The following is a 20,466-nucleotide window of genomic DNA, read 5'->3' on the forward strand; positions in this document are numbered from 1 at the left end:
ATTTAATATTTAATTACTACTAGAAAAATAATAATAATTTTAATTTAAAAAATAGTTATTATACAATATGTGTAAGAACTATTTTTATTATTAATATTAATAATTTAAAAGTAATAAATTAAGTAAAATCTTTATTTTTAAACACCCATCAGGTTCCAGCGATGACAACAATAGTTAAAAGAATATAGAAAACATAAGCACCAGGAACATTAATAATTTCTCTTGTGATATCAGGGCGATATGAATATGAGCTATCGGCATTTTTTACAAATCCAATATTCTTATTAGTATTAATCCTATTTATATTATTATCATTCAAGGCTGGTAACACTAATAACTGTCAATGTTTAACAACATTTAAATATGAGATTGCAGTAGCTATTTTCCCCATCGTAACAGTAAATGGCGGTATCTTCTGACCTAATAATTTTCTTCATTCATCAAATTTGATTGCAAAATAATATCCTATAACCTTATTAAATTCTTGACTATCATCTCATACTCTCGTAATTTTATTAAATATTTTATATTTCAAAATGATATTAAACATTTGTTTATAATTAATGTTGTATGGGTTACTAATATTATTTGTATTATCCACTGCTAATTGAAAATTTGTTTCTTTTCACGGTTCTATTGAATAATCAAAATAATTATATCCAACTTCACCACCATTGTCTTGTGCATATTTATTAATTGCATTTTTTCATTCATTAAATCCTGATTTTTCTAATTCAGCATCACTTAATAAAAGTAATTTCCTAAAATCAGGATTTAACTTAAAGTGTTCATCTCATTCTGATTGTCTTTGAAATAAATTTGAACCAGCAGCCACCGGACTTATAAATGTATCAACTAAGCCAAAAATTTGAATTAAACCAAGAAATAAAGCAGCAAATAATATTAAAACTTTTGAAGAAAAAACTAATGATAATAATAAAGCAGGACTAGAAATTAAAAACTGCAATAATATTAAAACTCCAATTAAAATAAAAATATTTTTAGCAAATTGACCTATAAAAATAAATGGTAAAAATTTAAAAAATAATGGTGTTATTAAAATTGGCAATCCTAAACAAATAATTATATAAGTTATAATTGTAATGTGAAATGCTAAGATTTTTTCTGTAACGAGTCTTGTTCTTGTCATTGGTAAAGTATTAAAAATTAATAATGTTCCATCACTAATTTCATCACGAAAAATTTGTGATGCTTTAGAATAACTTAATAAAATTAAAAAACTAATAAAAAAACCATATAAAATAGTAATTATTTGATTATTTAAAGAAACATACTCTGCTCTTATCACATCAGTAGTAACATTAGAAACTGTTTCTAAACGCATATTTAAAAAAAAAGATAATGAACCGACAATCGCTAAAGGAATTATTAAACCAATAATTAGAAAAACTCAAGATGAAATTGCTTTGATAATTTTATTTAAAGTATAAAGCAAAATTGGCGCTCTAAAACTAAATTTATAGTTTTTACTTGTTACTTTTTGAGTTTTAATCGGCATTACTTCTTACCTTCCTTTTTATTACTGTTTTTATGACTAGACACAATTTCTGATTGTTGATCATTTTTAATAATTTGTTCATACAACTCAGTTAAGTCTGTTGTATACGGTTGTGCTGATTTAATTAAAATTTTATGCTCAAGCGCTAATTCACTAATATTTAACAATTCTTGATCATTTTTAATTTGCACCACAATTTTTTCATTCATTATTTGAACATCATAACCAGCTTTTTTTAATACTTTAATAAACAATTCTGGTTTTAAAGGGTCAAACATATATAAATTTTGTTTTTTAGTTTGAATGATATCACTGTAAATAACATTACCATGATTTAAAATTGTAACTTCATCAATAATATTTTGTAACTCTAATAAAATATGTGATGAAATCAAAATGCTTTTTCCCATATCACGAAGTTTAATTAATTCATCAAATAATTCCGTTCTCGATGTTGGATCTAAATTAGCTGCTGGTTCATCTAAAATTAATATTTTAGGATTAGAAATAAGAGCTTGTGCTAATAATACCTTTTTTTTCATTCCAGAAGAAAAACTATTAGGGTTTTTTCGTTGAAACTTTCATAAATTTAATTGTTCTAATGATGCTTTAGCTTCCTTTTTACTTTTTTTTCAATCGTTTCCTCGTAAAAACCTCATTCAAGTTAAATATTTATATGTTGATAAGTGCATTGGAAAACGAGCATTTTCAGGAATATATCCTAAAACTTCTTTAGCTACAGACAGCGTAGCATCTTTACCATCAATTTGTATTTCACCACTATTAGGAATAATTGAACCAATTAAACATTTAATTGTTGTTGTTTTTCCACTACCATTAGGTCCAATAAAACCATGAATTTTACCACTTTTTACTTTAATAGTAATGTTATTAACAGCAACTTGTTTTTTAAACCTTTTGGTTAATCCACTAATAGAAATTGCATAATTATTATTTTCCATTAATTTACTCCTTGTATATTTTATGACTAATGATGAACACGACCAGCTTATTTTCGTTTCATTGCTAATGTTTTAGTAAAAGAATAACTTTGTAAACCATTTCCACTTAATCCAATACAAATCCCTGTATTGCCAGCAATTAATTGCTTAATAGCTTCAGTTCCTAAAATTGTTGCTAAATAGCGATCCATTGCTGTTGGCATACCGCCTCTTTGAATATGTCCTAAGACTGTTGCTCGCGTAACATAACCACTACCTTTTTCAACTTCTTTCGCCAATTGATGAACATCATACAGTTTTTCCGTTACAAGAATAATTACCGAACGATATTTTTTTTCATAACATTTTTTAGTTTGCTGAATAATTTCTTCTTCTGTCAATTTATTTTCTGATGTACTAATAATTTCCACACCACAACCAATTCCCGCCAGCATCGCAATATCTCCACAATAACGACCCATAACTTCAATAATTCCACAACGATTATGAGATTCATTAGTATCGCGAACACGGTCAATTGCTTCAATAACGGTATTTAATGCCGTATCAAAACCAATAGTAAAATCACTTGATACAACGTCATTATCTATTGTTCCTGGCAAACCGATACAATTTAATCCCATTGCTACTAGTTTATTAGCACCTTGATAACTACCATCACCACCAATAACAATTAAATTATTAATTTCTAATTGTTTTAAATTATTAATCGCTCGTTGTCTTGCTTCTTCCTTTGCAAATTCAGGATAACGCGAAGTACCAATCGCCGTTCCCCCACGATTAACAATTTTTCTTGCAAAGTCTTCATTAGTTTCTTCAATTCAACCTTGTGTTAAACCTTCATAACCATCCCTAACAATGTAAGGTAGGATATTATTTGCTATTGCTTTTTTAATTATTTGCGCCACCGTATTGTTCATTCCTGGAGCATCGCCACCAGAAGTTAATATTGCAACTTTCTTCATCAACTTTGCCATTTTTAATTTATCCCTTCTAAATATTTAGTATTTTAATTATAGCAAAAATATGTTCCCCACAATATACTAATTTATTAAAGTCCTATTTGTCTCCTTAATAATTAATTAGTTGGGGACTATACTATTAATAATTTGTTATTTTTTAAAAAGGTATCCTTAATAAAATTTTAATTTTATCGTTAAGCCTCCTTTACTACTAAAATAGCAAGAATAGATTGAAAATTGTTTCTAATTAAAGAAATAATATTCTTAAATAAAAAATATCTCCCAATTAATTGGGAGATATTTAAAGGTTTTAAGATTTTAAGTTTTTTTTGTTAAGTTATAAAATGTTTCCATTCCGTCATATTCACCAGTAACACCTAATTCATGTGCAATCGTTAAGAGACGATTATATTTAGCAGTCCGATCGGTTCTTGACATTGAACCAGTTTTAATTTGTCCAGTGTTTAAAGCAACCGCTAAATCAGCAATAGTTGTATCTTCAGTTTCACCTGAACGATGTGATACAACTGTTGTTCAATTAGCTTTTTGCGCCATTTGAATCGTCGCAATCGTTTCACTCATTGTTCCAATTTGATTTACTTTAATTAAAATTGAGTTAGCAGCTTGCTTTTCAATACCTTCTTTTGTTATTTTAGGATTAGTTACAAAAATATCATCTCCCATAATTTGGACTTTATTACCTAATTTTTCTGTTAATTTAACAAAACCATCTCAATCATGTTCTGATAGTCCATCTTCAATAGAAATAATCGGATATTTATTAACTAACTGTTCTAAATACGAAATCATTTCATCAGTAGTTTTTTCAATAGCTTTGTCACTTTTTTTGTTTAGTTTTTTAAAGACATAAATTTTTCGTTCTTTATCATATAGTTCACTAGACGCACAATCCATTGCAATTTTAATATCCGTACCAGCTTTATACCCTGCTGTTTCAATTGCTTTAACAATAACATCTAATGCACCTTCATTATCTAAATTTGGAGCAAATCCACCTTCATCACCAACAGAAGTAGTATCACCAGCATCGTGTAAAATTTTCTTTAAAGTATGAAATACTTCTGCTGCCATTCTAATTGCTTCTTTAAAATCAGGAGCACTAACCGGCATAATCATAAACTCTTGAAAATCAATTGTGTTGTCTGCGTGTTCTCCACCATTAATAATGTTTAACATTGGTACTGGTAATTTTCTAGCATTAATACCACCAATATATTGATATAATGGTAAACCTACTTCATCAGCACCTGCGCGCATAACTGCCATTGATACTCCTAAAATCGCATTAGCCCCTAATTTTTCTTTATTATCTGTACCATCTAATTTGATCATCACTTGATCAACTAAAAGTTGATTAGTAACATCCATTCCTACTACTTCTTCACGAATCGTTTTATTAATATTAGCAACAGCTTTTAAAACACCTTTACCCATATATCGCTTTTCATCGTTATCTCTTAATTCTAAAGCTTCTAATTCACCTGTGGATGCCCCTGATGGAACCAAGGCTTTACCATAACCAAATTCACTTCATACTTCCACTTGAATTGTGGGATTACCGCGAGAATCTAAAACTTCTATTGCTCTTACATCTGTAATTCTTGACATCTATTACTATCCTCCTCTAAATGAGATATATATTATATATTATAGCAAAAACTAGACAAAGACAAACAGAAAATATGATTTCTAGTTTTTATATTCTTGCTAAGGAGAAATTAAGCATTTATAAAAAAAATTACTTTAAATCATAATCCAACTTCGTTTTTCTTAAATTATGAATATATTTATTATGATTTTTTTCTAAAACCGTAACAAGAATGGCATCGAATAAATATATTAAAGTTAAATGACTTGTTAACGATACATACCGCTCAATTGATTCATTGGACAAAACATGGAGCGCAACATCACTATAACTATTTACTTCATTTTTATTTCGTTTAGTAACAATTACAATATGACTATTATTACCTTTAACAATTTTTAAATTACGCAACACCTAAAAATTAATTCCCGAATAACTCACAGCAATAACAAGACTATTTTTACTTGATAGTTTACAATAAGTATTTTGAATATAAGCATTATTACTAAACTTAACATTAAAACCTAAACGAATTAATTTTTCTGCTAAATCAAGGCAAGCATCATATGTTCCTTGCCCCACAATGAGAATAACTTCTTGAGTTTTAGTCAAATATAAACTAACTTGCTCAATTTTTTTAGTATCAATAATGTTGTGAGTATCTTGCAAACTTTTAGTAGTATTCTCATATAATGTTTTTATATAATCACCTTTATTATCAGGCGATGAATGACTAATATAGTCACCAGCAATATTATGCAAATAATATTTTAAAACATGTTGAAATTCATTATATCCACCCAAACCTAATAATTTAAAAAATCGTGACACCGTAGATGTTGAAACATATGTCTTATTTGCTAAGTCATTAATCCGAAAAGTAATAACCTTTTGAGTATTAGTAATAATATAATTTGCTAATAACGCATAATTATGAGTAGAGGTTGCAAGTTCTTTAATTTGTGAAATAATTTTATTAATTTCCACTTGCTTCTCCCCCTCAAATGATATTATTAGAAATTAAAGAACTTCCTTATAAGAAATAATAGCAATTAAATTACAAATATTGCTAAATTGCCTTCACTTTTCACAATATGAAAACGCATTCAATTATTAATTGCTAAACAATCTTTTATTTTCTTTTTCTTAATTAAAACCGCTTATTGGTATGGCAACCCTTTTTAGGACACTTTTTATGTAGACTGTTGAATTTAGAAAACAACAGTCTACATAAAAAGTGTCCTAAAAAGGGTTGCCATACCATCATTAGGTTTTTTGTTATTAAATTGACGATTTAAAAAATTACTAATTTGGTCATTATTAACCATTGTTTTATGATTACGATATTTTAATTTGGTGTATTTAGAAACCAAATTATTTTTGATCATAAGGAATCTGATTTTTCGACGTGATAAGATAATATCTTTTCTCATTAAAACAGCTTTAATTTTACGAGCACCGTAAATTTTACGACTTTTATTAAATGCACTGATAACTTCTTCTTCATAATTATTAAAATCATACTTAACACAATTATTAGTTTGATAAAAATATGTTGATTTTGCTATTTTTAATATTTGACACATTTTTAGCACGGAATATTTTTCTTTATTATTGTTAATAATTCCTATTTTTTGCCAATTATCAGTGCTGCTTGCTTTAAAATGTCATTTTCCATTCGTAATTGTTGGTTTTCTTTTCGCAAGTAAATTAATTCATTTTCTTCGACAGTGCGATTATTTTGCACTTTAAATGACCCAAAATTATTAAAATTTTCAATTCACTGATATACGGCTGATTTTGAAATTCCGTATTCTTTAATAATTTCAACAATGCTTTTTCCGTTTTGATAAAGCATGACAATTTGTTTTTTAAATTCATTTGAATATGAGTTTTTTCCCATTATTATCTTCCTACTTTCTTAATAATTTTATTTTATTTGAAAGTCCAAATAAATATGGTCCAACTTATTGGAACCCATCCATATATATAATTAATATAAATGGTAAATAAAAACACACCTAAGGGTGTGTTTTGTGAAAAAAATATCGTTTAGTTAATCTTATTTTTATTTTTTTGGCGATTTTTTTCCGATAAATAAAAAGAATCAGGTGTGGTTCAGTAATTTTATTTTGCATTCGAATCACAATTGTTGTTGTTTGTAAACCACCAGCAACATTAACCGCCGTTCTTCCCATATCAAGAATCCCATCTAATGCTCCCAAATAAGTATATACCATAACATAATATGTAGGAAATCCTAACTCCGATAAAACACCAGCAATTACTAATGAAGTAATAACCATAACAATTAATCCCATTAAAAATCAAATTCATACTGAATATTGACTATTAATACTACTAGCACCATTATAAACAAACATTAAAACGACACCAGCTTGAACACCAGCGCATCCAGTTAATTCCATCGTTGAGGATAATGGTAATACTAAGTTTACAGCTTCTTCTTTAATTTTCATATCATCTTTTAAGGCATCTGATTGATATGGGAATTGTTGCTTGAAATGATTGCGTTATAAATCCTTGAATAACCGGTTTTCAAGCAAATTTCCATCACTGTAATGGATTTAATCCCAAAAATTAATATCGTTAATGTATGCCATACTAAACTAATAAATAAACCAATATATGCTGTTCCCATTACTTTACCAATATCTACTAAGTGGGCAATTGGACCACCAATAATAGCAATGATTACCATTGACATTACGGCATAAGGCATAAACTTCATAAAAGTCATTAACATTGACATCACAATTTTTCAAAAGCGCTCTAAAGTATCTCTTGAAGTATTCATTTCTCGTTCATACCTTTTGCTTTGCTTTTTAATCGCATACCCAACTAACGCCACAATAACCATTACCAGAATAATCGCTCCACCAACAAAAGCCCCAATAAAATTTGCTGGCATATAGTTACTAATTACTTCTGGTAATTCCTTAACCGTAGTTTCATCACGCATTCCTTCTGGTTGTAAATTTAAACCACTACCAATGTCTAATACCATACCAACTAAATATGTCGCCTTATAAGCAACGGCAACATTAATTAATAAAATAATAATGCCTTTAATTGTCATTGTTGCTAAACCACTAGTATGTGGTTTAGCAACCACCCGAGCAATTGCTAAAAATACAACGGGAACAGATAACATCAACATTCCATTAATAAAAATAGTTTTTAACAAAATTATCCAAGTAATAACTTGATGCAATAAAAGATTGTAATTAGGATTTTCTGTTTTTTTTTTATCCTCTAAGACTTCCTTTCAAATACTAGTAGTACTATCATCATTAGGAAAACCTAATATCGCTTGAATACCAATTGCAAAGATAACACCACCAATAGCAGTAAAAATTCGAAAACTAAATCGCATTTTAGTTAACTTAACTAAAATTCCTAAACTTACAACTAAAACAAGGAAAATTAAAATAATAACTAACGATTGTCAAGTTGAAATACTAAAAAAATTCTTTAAAATGTAAACTTTTTTTTAATTTTGTCGAAAACTCTTGATAAAATAAAAAAAATCATCAACTTGATAATTTTAAAAGGTTTTTATGTAAAATTACTATTTTTACTTTAATTTTTTATACATTAAAATATAATACCGCTGTTTGTTGGTTTGGAGTTAAACCATTATGTTGGTATTTTCATTTTCAGAGATTTAAATAATTTTGAATATTAGTAAAACCTAAGCCTTGATAATGAATTAAGGCTTCTTCAAGACTAGATTGTAATTTACTGATTTTATTTAAGTTACGATAAATAGCTTCAGGATTAATTGTTGTTTTAGTTACACATAAAGTAGAATTTGTTTGTTTTGCTACTAAAAAATATAATTTTTGCATATCAGAAGTAATAATTGAATTTTGGTTAATTAATTCTTTGTTCATATTTTCAATAAATCATTGTTTTTGTAAACGTTTGGTGTTTGTGGATTTAACATAAATATTGTTATTATTATCAACTGCCATTTGAATACAGCATTTAGTATTAGTTGCGAATGGATCAAGGTGAATTCTTCGTGAATCATTTTTATGTTTGAAATTTCCTTTATGAATTTCTTTAATAAATGTTTCATCGATTTGGATTTTACCAGATAATTTTTTAAATTTTAATTGGGTATTTTCTAATTGTTTTGATTTCATTAATTTTTGACGATTATATCAAGCAGTTTTTAATGTAGTTTTAATAAAACGAGAAATTGTTTTACTAGATTGCCCCAGCAATGAAATTTGAATCAATAAATTTGATTGTTCATAATTTAAATGACTTCAATAAATAAAATGATTACAAAAAGCATCAAAACTTGCACGGCAATTTTTACATAAATATTTTTGTTTTCCTTCTGAATTATGTCCATTTTTAACGCAATGGTAAGATTCACATTTAGGGCATTTAATACCTTGTGCTCTAAATTTTTGATCAATTTCATTTAAACGTTTTTGTTTTTTTATTAATTCTGCTTGTTGTTTGACTTTTTCATAAAATTCTAAAAGTTGGTCATCTGTTAAAGTATTTAATAGTTCTTGAATTATTTTTTCCATAATTATTATCCACCTCTATAATATTAAAAATATACCTAAAATTAAGTATATTCAATAAATATCAAGAGTTTTCTACAAAATTAAAAAACTTTTTTATCTTCTGACATATATTTACCTCCCTTTAAAATAAAGTTATTTTTTAATAATTGATTTACTTGTCATTTCATCAGGAATGCTAATTCCTAATAAATCACAAATTGTTGGAGCAATATTTGCTAAACTAATATCGGTATTTGTTACCAATTTTAAATCTGATTTAGTAATAACTAATGGTACTAACTGTGAAGTGTGTTTCTTATTAATATCGCCCGTCTCATCAATCATAATTTCAGCATTACCGTGATCAGCTGTTAATACCATAATGCCCTCTAACGATTTTAATGGTTCATATATTTCTTTTAAACATTTATCAACTACTTGTAATGCTTTAATAGTAGCTAATAAATTACCAGTATGCCCTACCATATCAGGATTAGCAAAATTAAGAACAATCAAATCATATTTTTGCATTTTAATTTTACTAATTAATTCCTTAGTAACTTCGTTGGCAGCCATTTCTGGTTTTAAATTATAAGTGGCAACTCGTGGTGAAGAAACTAATATGCGATCTTCGCCAGAAAACATAATATCTCTGCCGCCATCAAAGAAATAAGTAACATGAGCATATTTTTCGGTTTCAGCAATTCGTAATTGTTCTAATCCTTGCTTACTAATTCATTCACCAAGACCATTATTTACATTTTGACTTTGAAAAGCAATTTGATTAGCTTTAACATCAACACTATATTCTGTCATTGTTACAAAAAATAAATTATTACGAACTACTTCTGAATTTCACACATATTCACGATTAGTTATTGCCGCAGCTAATTGAATAGCACGGTCAGGACGGAAATTAGTAAAAATTACACTATCATTATCCTTAATATGACCATCAGCAACTTGTTCATTATATGCCGGAATAATAAATTCATCATTACGAGAACAAGCATATTCATCATCAATATATGTTAAAGGATTACTAAAACTAGCGAAATTTCGTTGCACAATGACATCATACGCTAACTTCATTCGCTCTCATCGTTGGTCACGATCCATTGCGTAATATCTTCCCGAAATACTGGATAAATATCCAACTTGTAATTCATTCATCACAGACATTAACTTTGTTAAATACTTTTTAGCAACATCCTGTTTAGTATCACGACCATCTAAAATCGCATGCACATAAACATCTTTAAACTGTTGCTCCTTTGCCATTGTCAAAATTGCTAATAAATGATTAATATGCGAATGAACGCCACCATCAGATAATAAACCAATAATATGCAATCGCGCATTATTACTTTTAGCTTGATAAATAGCAGCTAACAGGGCTGGATTTTCATAAAAAGATTTATCACCAATAGCATTATTAATTAGCAATAATGATTGATATAAAATTCTTCCCGCACCAATATGCAAGTGACCCACTTCCGAGTTTCCCATTTGTCCATCTGGTAAGCCAACTCATTTTCCTGAAGCATGAATTGCTAATGACGGATAAGTACTTTGTAAATATTTAAAATGTTCCATCTTAGCTTTCGTAACGGCATTAGAAGCTTGTTCGGCAGCAATACCAAAACCATCTAAAATTGCTAATAATATTGGATTTTTAATTCTCATCATTCTCTTTCCTTCTCTTATTTTCATCAATATTATTTTAAAATATATTTAAGTATCGCTTTACCAACACCATTTTTATTATTACTATCACACATATCTGTTGCTACTTTTATTAAATCTGAATAACCATTTTTCATCATTATTCCTAAACCAGCTTTTTGTAACATTTCATAATCATTTAAAAAATCACCAATTGCCATACAATTTTTTAGTTTAAGATGTCATTTATTCGCAAGAAACTTTAAAGCTTTAGATTTATCAAAATTTGCTGGCATAATCTCTAAATATTGATATTTTTCTAACGATGACGATGTTATTCTAATTCGTTTATTAGCTTCAATTTCAATTTTAAAATTTTCACAAATCTTATCCTCTAAATCATCTAAACTAATAGTTAATGTATAACAAGCTGGCAATGCTTGGCAATCATTTAAAATCTTTAACTTATATTTAGGGTTTATTTTTGCTTCTCGCATAATCGCAACAGATTTTTTTCTTGTATAAGCAGAATTTTTTAAACCATAACCTCAAAAATTCAAATCATATTTTTTAATAATTTCATAAATATATTTTGTATCTTCTTCATTTAAATGAGCATTTCAAATATTCTTTTTAGTTTTTAAATCATAAATAATACAACCATTAAAACAAATAATATGTTGCGCATACTCATCTAACTTTAATTGCTGAGCATATAAAAGTGCTGCACTAGGCGCCCTTCCCGTTGCTAAAACAACTTTAATGCCTTTCTCTTGCGCTTGAATAATAGTCTCCCTGGTATCATCTAATATTTTTCCTTTATCAGTTAATAAAGTGCCATCAATATCAATTGCAATTACTTTAATATTCATACTATTTATCACTCATTAGAAATTAATTAAGAAATTAATTGCAAGAATGAATCCGCTTGCAATGATGCACCACCAACCAATGCTCCATCAATATCTGATTGTTCTAAAAGTGCTTTAATATTATCTGGTTTAACAGAACCACCATATTGAATTCTAATCTTATTACTTATAGCAACATTATATATTTCCATTATATTTTTACGAATAAACTGACAAACTTGTTGTGTCACTTCTACTGTTGCTGTTTTTCCAGTTCCAATAGCTCAAACCGGTTCATAAGCAATAACAATTTGTTCTAATTGTTTCTCACTAACATTTTCTAGTGCTATCTTTAATTGCCGAGCAACAACCACTTCTGTTTGTTTATTAATATATTCTTCTTCCGTTTCACCACAACAAAGAATAATTTTTAAATTATTTTCTAAAGCCTTTAAAACCTTTTTGTTAATAATCTTATTACTTTCATTAAAAAGAATTCTTCTTTCAGAATGCCCTAATACAACATAGGAAACATTCATGGTTTTTAACAATAATGGGGAAACCTCTCCCGTAAATGCACCATCATTTTCAAAATGACAATTTTGAGCACTAATAATTAATTTACTAGCCTCACGAATAGATGTTTCCAATAAAGGAAAACTAACAGCAATTCCAACATCAATATTCTGATTTATCATTTTCTGTTCAACTTGCAAAATAAAATCTTTTGTTTCATTAATATTTTTATACATTTTTCAATTACCGATAATAATTGGTTTACGCATTTAAATAATTCCTTTCTTAATTGTTTTCCTCTTTGATTATAACATATCTATTTTTGGATATGCTGCCACTAGAAAATCACAATTTTCAATAAAAAACTTTATCAATAAAAGATAAAGTTTTTTATTTTTTCTTTCTTTTAATTCTTTTTTGAGATTTTAGTTTAGCCTTTTTTGCTTTTTTCAAATATTGATTATTTTTCTTAATAAGTTTTTTCTCTTTTTTATCTTTGTTTTTATTAGCAGAAACTTTAATTCGCTGTGCCTTTAATTCAATTTCTTTCTTTTCTTATTAATTGTTTTGGTATGGCAACCCTTTTTTGGACACTTTTTATGTAGAATGTCATTTTCTAAATTCAACAGGCGTTAAATAATTTAAATTGCCATGTATTCTACGATTATTGTATCAATTAACAAAATCAAATAATTCGCATTTTAATTGTGTTAAATTTTCAAATTTTTTACCCTTGATAAATTCCGTTTTAAAAGTTTTGTAAGTTGTTTCAGCCACAGCATTGTCATAAGGGCAACCCTTATTGCTTAATGATCTTTTAATTTTAAAAGTGCTTAAAATTTCATCAATAATTTTATTTTATTTGAAAGTCCGCATAAATATGGTCCAACTTATTGTAACCTATCCAATTTCTCGATTAAACAAGTCAATTAATAAACAAATATAATGTCATTTTCCTCCAACTTGCACATATGTTAAATCACTAACAACAACTTCATTAGGTTTTTTGTTATTAAATTGACGATTTAAAACATTACTAATTTGGTCATTATTAACCATTGTTTTATGATTATGATATTTTAATTTGGTGTATTTAGAAACCAAATTATTTTTGATCATAAGGAATCTGATTTTTCGACGTGATAAGATAATATCTTTTCTCATTAAAACAGCTTTAATTTTATGAGCACCATAAATTTTACGACTTTTATTAAATGCACTGATAACCTCTTCTTCATAATTATTAACATCATACTTAACACAATTATTATTTTGATAATAATATGTTGATTTTGCTATTTTTAATATTTGACACATTTTTAGCACGGGATATTTTTCTTTATTATTGTTAATAATTCCTATTTTTTGCCAATTATCAGTGCTGCTTGCTTTAAAATTTCATTTTCCATTCGTAATTGTTGGTTTTCTTTTCTCAAGTAAATTAATTCATTTTCTTCGAAATTGCGATTATCTTGCACTTTAAATGACACAAAATTATTAAAATTTTAAATTCACTGATATACGGCTGATTTTGAAATTCCCTATTCTTTAATAATTTCAACAATGCTTTTTCCGTTTTGATAAAGCATGACAATTTGTTTTTTAAATTCATTTGAATATGAGTTTTTCCCCATTTTTATCTTCCTACTTTCTTAATAATTTTATTTTATTTGAAAGTCCACATAAATATGGTCCAACTTATTGTAACCTATCCAGTTTTTTAATTTTATCTTCAAGAATTTTAATTGTTTTAGCAACAAGATTATATTTAACAATTCGTTCAGCAACAATATTTTTTTCATTTTTCATAATCTTTAATTGGGTTTGAATATTCTTTTCAATCATTCCTGAATACAATTGAATTTGCCTTTTATCGCGTTCACTATCATTTGCATAATTTTTATTTACTAACTTATTAGTAATATTACTAATATTTAACGCCAGTGTTATTGAAATTGATATTGCTGCTAATAAAGCTACTAATCCTTGTTTTGAATTGTTCATTTTTTACCATCCTTATATAATTTTATTAATTACTAACTTAATAAAATACTAGATTAATATAAAATAATAAATAGTTTAAGCCTATAATCCCCTTAATTAATAACCTTAATTTTATTATAGCGTGAAGAAATTTACTAGAATGATATTTTACTATATTTCAATTTAAAAAAATGTAACTAAATATATTTAGTTACATTTTTTTAAATTGAAATATAGTAAAATATCTAAAACCTTATTGTTCAATAACAAAATCGTGAATCCCATCATCTTTGGTTTGCCTTTTAAGAATATTTAAAAATTCTTTCTCAGTTAATGGTCTTTCAGGATATGATGCATTTAATAAATCTTGATAAAAAATATTTAATGACTTTAATACCGTTTGACGAAATATTGCACCTCATTGTGTTAATGGTGGCGAGGCGGTTGTTATTTTCTTGGCATTCATCAATTCTCATACTTGTGCAATAACCTGTAAATAAGATTCTGATGGAACATCATATAATTTTTGACCATAAGAATAACCGGTTTCATAGGAGGCTTTATTAATCGGCAAATATCCCGAATCAAAAGCATAAACTTCATTAGCTTCTTGTGATGTTACATATTTAATAAATGCTTCGGAAATTTTATCTTTAATCGGATCATTCATTTTAAACATCGCAATTCCTGGACCTTGTTGAATAGCATACTTACCACCTGTAGAAAATGGTGATGGTAAAGCTCAGATATCCTCAGGTTTAAGGCGCTTTTTCTGTAACAAAAACTGAACTCCTGATGTTGAACCAATACCTACTAAAGCTTTAGATTGATTAAACAAGGTACTAGCAAATGTCCCTTGTGGCGATGTTGCTGTTGGTACTTTAACATGCAATCCTGTATTGCGCTTAATATCATTAGACGTGCGATTAGCTAAATCTTTTAACTTTTGAAGATCGCTTAAATGTTTCTGCAATATTTCAAAAGAATTTCCTTTTAAGTTTAAAACAAATTCACCACTACTATTTTCACGATAAATAAATTCATTAGATTTTGTTTCAGAATTTAATGCCTCATTATTAGCATATTGCGCATATAATCCATTAGGCAAATCATCCATCGCTACTGCATACACTTCATTAAGATTCTTTAAATTAGCTAAATTTTTTAATAAATAACTAGTTACTTGCATTAAACTAAGATAACTACTTCAAGTAATAATTCCCGCTTTCATTGTTTCCAGAGAATTTCACTCTTTTAAAACATTAAGTTGGTCTTGAAATTTACTTCAATCAATACTTTTATTAACTTTTCATTGTCCATTCATTCCTTGATAATTACTTAAATTATCGCCCAGTGGCAATAACAAATTTGCTTGCGGAGTTAAACCCTCAATTTTAGCAAATACTTCTAACAATAATTTCTTATTAATAAACATTAAATATAATGACTTTCCAATCGGAACTGTATATTGTTTACCCTTATACATTGTTTCTTGTCAATAAGAATCAATAATGCTTGGTTTATCAATATAAGGACTAAGATCGGGAATCTTAACATCAACTAACTGTTCTTGTAAAGTTTTAGAGTATTTAACAACCTCATCAGCATAACTAGTAAACAAATTAGGTAACTTTCTCACACCATAATAACCAGCATTAACTTCCTTCTCAACACCATTATTTTGCACAAATTTTAAAATTATTTTGCGATGATCAAATTCCGAGTTATTAGCATTGACAGCATTAAAATTATTAATAACCTTTTCTAAAGCATTTCATTGAAATTGACCTTTTTTAAAATAAGTTGTCATAATGACATTTCGTTCCGGATGACTACAAGCAAAAGTTGTTAAAATCACACCTAATCAAATTGTTGCTGTTAGCATTACCTTAATTTTTTTCATTAATTGTTATTCCTTCCTATTAATTCCTAGCCCTTAGTTCCACTACTATCTTTTGTAATACTATTAACAATGCGTTTCTTAGTAAGTAAATATAAAACAATCATTGGCAAAATAGAAATAACAGCAGATGCCATTTTTAAATGTTGTGGATCTCTTAGCGTACTTGGATTATAAGGTCCTGGTTCTGTTACTTGAATTAATTCTCATAATAACATTGGTAAAGTTACTCATTTTGAATCAGCATCTAAAACTGTTACGGGTCATAATACTGCATTCCAACTAGCAATAAAAGATATTAATCCCGCTGTTCATAATACTGGTTGAACTAATGGCAACGCTACTTTTCAAAAAAATTTAAAAGTTGATAACCCATCAACCTTACTAGCACTAACAATTGATTTCGGAATCCCTTCAAATGCTTGGCGTAACATAAAAATTGTAAAAGCCGAAGCGATAAATAGAATTACTAATGCTTCTAAGGTATTATCTCATACAATCCGTAACATTAGCAAATACTGCCCAATCATAATCGCTTCCCCAGGAATCATTAATGTTGATAATAACAAAATAAATATTGCTTCGCGAAACTTTGTCCGATAATGTGCTAAAGCAAATCCCGCTAAAGCACAAATAAATAATTTCAATATTGTGGAAAGAAATGCTACTAAAAACGAATTAAATAAATACTTGCCAACATTAATTTGTGAATTTTCTAAAAGATATATATACCACTTAAAAGTTCAAATTTCAGGTCATAATCCTTGTGGTTTTATTGGATCTAAATCAGCATCAGTTTTAAATGAAGTAATAATCATTCAGTAAAATGGAAAAACAACAATAATAGCCATAACTAATAAAAATAAGAAGCGAATTGCAATGCTAATTCATTTTTCTCAACCTTTATTTCCCACCATTTGTTGTGTAAAATTGATTTTACGCACAATAGTTTGACGACTGACTCAAGTTTTAAATCATAAACCAATTTTATTGCAACGCATCTTTAACAATTTATTAATTTTCTTGCCCAAATTATTCATCAATAAAATCTCCTAACTATATTTTCTTGATAATTGTTTACTAATAATTCGCGTTATAATTGTAATTAATAAAATATTTATCATTAAGATTATTGAAGCTGCGGCAGCTTCATTGTAACTAGCATTCATTCGGCGTTGAAAAATTCAAAAAACAACTGTTTGAATCTGATAAGTAGATGCTTGAATATAATTAGCATATAATCCTAAAGGAAATATTTTAAACGAATCAATTAACCCAATAGTAAATAAGTAAATTAACATCGGAATAACTAAAGGTACTGTCACTTTAAATAACTGCTTACTTTTACGCATCCCGTCAATAGCGGCGGCTTGATAATATTGATTATTTATTTTTAATAACGCCGTTGTTAACATAATGATATTAAAAGGTAATGATTTTCATATTCCATAAATAATTAAAACTCAAATCGCATAATTAGCATCATTTAATCAAGGTCGTTTTTCCAAACCAAAAAGCGCAAATAAAGTATTCATCACTCCTTCAGGACTAAAAATAAAAGCAAAAGTCATAGCAACAGCCATCACACTAGTAACATATGGCAAAAAGAAAATACCTTGCAAAAAATTAAAAATTCGTTTTGACATAATGCTAGTTAATGACTTAGCAACTATTAATGAAATAATTAATGATAAAGGCACAACTGCTGTTGAATAAATTAAAGAATTTTTTAAAGCAATTTGAAATTCACGATTTTTTCATACTAATTCAAAATGCTTTCATGAAAATTTAAAAGCAATTTCCGGACCACCATTAACAGCTGCTCTAGCAACAATAAAAATTGCATAAAACATAAATATTCCTAATAATGCTAATGCTGGTGTTAATCAAATTAATGAAATAAGAGTACTATCGCGTTTTTGACCACTATTAGGTTTTTTGTAATATCGCTTTAAATAATTAAAAAAATTTTGGGAATATTTTGTTTGTAAGGATTTTTCAATCGGTTTTTTACTAGCCATTAAATAACCTCCACTGTTAATTCAGTTTCTGGATCAAATAAAAAAATCGTCTTTTTAACAAAATTAATTTTTACCTTTTCACCGTGTTCATAAAACTTATCTTCATCCATATCATAAACTGCTTTAACATATTCATTATTTCTAATCTTAATAGTGACAAAGGCACTCCGACCTAATTCTTCAAACAAAGAAATTTCACCAATTAAAGGTTCTTTATTAACAAACTTAGTATTTAAGGCATCACTATTTAATTTTAAATCTTCAGGGCGAATCCCAATAGTAATATAACCAGATTTAGCTTTTATGGCTTTACCAATCTTAATTTCATCAATTCAAATATTATGTTGCTTATCAATTACGCCATTAAAAAAGTTCATTGCTGGATTACCAATAAATTGTGCAACAAATTTATTAACTGGTTGATTATAAACTTCATGTGGTGTTCCAACTTGTTGTAATACCCCTTGCTTCATAATATAAATATAATCAGATATTGACATTGCTTCTTCTTGATCATGAGTTACAAAAATTGCTGTTATTTGTGATTTTTGTTGAAAACGCCGAATTCACTCTCTTGTTGTTACTCGTAACTTGGCATCTAAATTAGATAACGGTTCATCTAACAATAAAATATCTGGAGCTTTAACAATGGCTCTTGCAATTGCTACTCTTTGCTGTTGACCACCAGATAAATTACCTGGTTGTTTCTTTAATTGATTAGTAATTTCTACTTGCTGAGCAACAAGATTAACACTCTTATTAACTTCTTTTCTAAATGAAGTTAATTGTTGTTTTAATGCTTGTAGTTCAGTATTTAACTGCTCAGCAGTTTTCATTGTTATTAATGCGGGTGACAACTGATAATATTCATTAGCAATTGCTGTTAACTTTATTAACATCTCATCATAAGCTACTAATAAATTATTACCAATTTTCTTTTGATACTTATCAAGTCCCTTTTGTTCTTCTTTATCTCATAATTGCCGATGTTTCTTAAAAAAAATCACATACTTACTATGACTCAAACTATATTGTAAAGCATGATCTTTTTTTTGTTGTTGTTTAAAATTTTTAACTAATTCATTATATGCTTTTTGATGATCTTTCATTACTATTTTTAAAGCATTTAACTTGCTTTTAGCAGGATTTAAATAATTAAATTTCATTTGCAGTAAAAACTTATTAATTGCAAAATCAATTTCCAGAGTTTTAAAATTCTTATTTGTTGCTTTAAAACTACTTAAATTATTATTAATAGTTATTTTTAACTGTGAAATATTACGATAAATTAAATTTAAAAAATCACAATATTTAATATGAACCGCTAATCTTGACTGGTCATATCACTGACTATGAATCCGATTATGAAATGTTTCTAAATGCTTTTCATTATAAATTATTGCTGCTTCACGCTTATGAAATTTAAAAATATCTGCTAAATAATCAGCAATCATTTCATTAACTAACTTATCATAAGTTTCTAAATACTCCGAAAGTAATTTTGCAATCTGATCTTTAAATCCTTGTTTTTCAACATTTAAACCACTATCTTGCAAATCTTTAATTAATAACCGAATATTAGTATTACTGTTTCTAACAGTGTGTTTAAATTTTTTATCTTGATATAAAGGCAAAGCAATATTTTTAAAAACATTTAAATGCGGATATAAAGCATAATTTTGGAATATTAAACCAATATTACGATTTTGTGGCGACCGTTTGGTTACATCTTTGCCATTAAAAATAATTTGTCCCTGACTAACTTGTAATAATCCCGCAATCGCATAAAGCGTTGTTGATTTTCCGCAACCAGACGGTCCTAACAAAGTAACTAATTGTCCTGTTTTCACATGCATATTAAAATTATTGACCGCTAATGTTTCACCATAATCAATACTAATATTTTTTAAAATAACACCCATTTAAAA

19 protein-coding genes and 1 pseudogene are annotated in these 20,466 nt (G+C 27.5%); all 20 read right to left on the reverse strand.

Translation table 4 applies throughout. The annotated features are described in order from the left end of the window. Positions 1-118: 118 nt before the first annotated feature. A complete protein-coding gene (locus I5Q57_RS03055) occupies positions 119-1,519 on the reverse strand; it encodes an ABC transporter permease (protein ID WP_215826754.1) in 1,401 nt (466 codons plus the stop codon). Next, positions 1,519-2,481, reverse strand: coding sequence for an ABC transporter ATP-binding protein (locus tag I5Q57_RS03060; RefSeq protein ID WP_215826755.1), 963 nt, complete (start codon positions 2,479-2,481; stop codon positions 1,519-1,521). The genes I5Q57_RS03055 and I5Q57_RS03060 overlap by 1 nt, the downstream gene beginning before the upstream one ends. A 47-nt stretch (positions 2,482-2,528) precedes the next feature. Next, on the reverse strand, positions 2,529-3,458 hold the full coding sequence (gene pfkA / locus I5Q57_RS03065) for a 6-phosphofructokinase (protein ID WP_215826756.1): 930 nt from the start codon (positions 3,456-3,458) through the stop codon (positions 2,529-2,531). Between the two features lie 303 nt (positions 3,459-3,761). Then, positions 3,762-5,072, reverse strand: a complete 1,311-nt coding sequence (eno, locus tag I5Q57_RS03070) for a phosphopyruvate hydratase (RefSeq protein ID WP_215826757.1) — start codon at positions 5,070-5,072, stop codon at positions 3,762-3,764. A gap of 130 nt (positions 5,073-5,202) precedes the next feature. Beyond that, complete coding sequence (locus I5Q57_RS03075) at positions 5,203-5,466, reverse strand: phosphoheptose isomerase family protein (RefSeq protein ID WP_215826758.1); 264 nt, start codon at positions 5,464-5,466, stop codon at positions 5,203-5,205. Next, a complete protein-coding gene (locus I5Q57_RS03080; protein ID WP_215826759.1) occupies positions 5,467-6,039 on the reverse strand; it encodes a MurR/RpiR family transcriptional regulator in 573 nt (190 codons plus the stop codon). A 239-nt stretch (positions 6,040-6,278) separates the two neighbouring features. Then, positions 6,279-6,638, reverse strand: a complete 360-nt coding sequence (locus I5Q57_RS03085) for an IS3 family transposase (RefSeq protein WP_215826760.1) — start codon at positions 6,636-6,638, stop codon at positions 6,279-6,281. A gap of 41 nt (positions 6,639-6,679) precedes the next feature. Beyond that, entirely contained in the window at positions 6,680-6,955 is a 276-nt protein-coding gene (locus I5Q57_RS03090) for a helix-turn-helix domain-containing protein (protein WP_215826761.1), read from the reverse strand. Between the two features lie 118 nt (positions 6,956-7,073). Next, positions 7,074-7,532 (reverse strand): cation:dicarboxylate symporter family transporter, encoded by a 459-nt coding sequence (locus I5Q57_RS09615; protein ID WP_215826762.1) that lies wholly within the window; start codon positions 7,530-7,532, stop codon positions 7,074-7,076. 8 nt (positions 7,533-7,540) lie between these two features. Beyond that, positions 7,541-8,449, reverse strand: coding sequence for a cation:dicarboxylate symporter family transporter (locus I5Q57_RS03100; RefSeq protein WP_215826763.1), 909 nt, complete (start codon positions 8,447-8,449; stop codon positions 7,541-7,543). A 214-nt stretch (positions 8,450-8,663) separates the two neighbouring features. Further along, on the reverse strand, positions 8,664-9,623 hold the full coding sequence (locus I5Q57_RS03105) for an IS1/IS1595 family N-terminal zinc-binding domain-containing protein (protein WP_215826764.1): 960 nt from the start codon (positions 9,621-9,623) through the stop codon (positions 8,664-8,666). Positions 9,624-9,755: 132 nt separating this feature from the next. Then, positions 9,756-11,291, reverse strand: a complete 1,536-nt coding sequence (gpmI, locus tag I5Q57_RS03110; RefSeq protein ID WP_246534719.1) for a 2,3-bisphosphoglycerate-independent phosphoglycerate mutase — start codon at positions 11,289-11,291, stop codon at positions 9,756-9,758. 29 nt (positions 11,292-11,320) lie between these two features. Then, entirely contained in the window at positions 11,321-12,139 is an 819-nt protein-coding gene (locus tag I5Q57_RS03115; protein ID WP_215826765.1) for a Cof-type HAD-IIB family hydrolase, read from the reverse strand. Between the two features lie 26 nt (positions 12,140-12,165). Further along, positions 12,166-12,903, reverse strand: coding sequence for a triose-phosphate isomerase (gene tpiA, locus I5Q57_RS03120; protein ID WP_215826766.1), 738 nt, complete (start codon positions 12,901-12,903; stop codon positions 12,166-12,168). A 328-nt stretch (positions 12,904-13,231) separates the two neighbouring features. Further along, a pseudogene (locus I5Q57_RS03125) lies at positions 13,232-14,268 on the reverse strand (IS3 family transposase). Between the two features lie 64 nt (positions 14,269-14,332). Further along, the gene (locus I5Q57_RS03130; protein WP_215826767.1) at positions 14,333-14,638 is read right to left on the reverse strand and encodes a hypothetical protein; all 306 of its coding nucleotides are present in this window, start codon (positions 14,636-14,638) and stop codon (positions 14,333-14,335) included. Between the two features lie 232 nt (positions 14,639-14,870). After that, the gene (locus tag I5Q57_RS03135; protein ID WP_215826768.1) at positions 14,871-16,520 is read right to left on the reverse strand and encodes an extracellular solute-binding protein; all 1,650 of its coding nucleotides are present in this window, start codon (positions 16,518-16,520) and stop codon (positions 14,871-14,873) included. A 26-nt stretch (positions 16,521-16,546) separates the two neighbouring features. Beyond that, positions 16,547-17,461 (reverse strand): carbohydrate ABC transporter permease, encoded by a 915-nt coding sequence (locus tag I5Q57_RS03140; RefSeq protein WP_215826769.1) that lies wholly within the window; start codon positions 17,459-17,461, stop codon positions 16,547-16,549. A gap of 108 nt (positions 17,462-17,569) precedes the next feature. Next, on the reverse strand, positions 17,570-18,538 hold the full coding sequence (locus I5Q57_RS03145; RefSeq protein WP_215826770.1) for a carbohydrate ABC transporter permease: 969 nt from the start codon (positions 18,536-18,538) through the stop codon (positions 17,570-17,572). After that, on the reverse strand, positions 18,538-20,460 hold the full coding sequence (locus I5Q57_RS03150; protein WP_215826771.1) for an ATP-binding cassette domain-containing protein: 1,923 nt from the start codon (positions 20,458-20,460) through the stop codon (positions 18,538-18,540). Before I5Q57_RS03150 ends, I5Q57_RS03145 begins: the two co-directional genes overlap by 1 nt. Positions 20,461-20,466 lie beyond the last annotated feature (6 nt).

Source organism: Spiroplasma endosymbiont of 'Nebria riversi' (genome assembly GCF_018831625.1).
Classification (GTDB): domain Bacteria; phylum Bacillota_I; class Bacilli_A; order Mycoplasmatales; family Nriv7; genus Nriv7.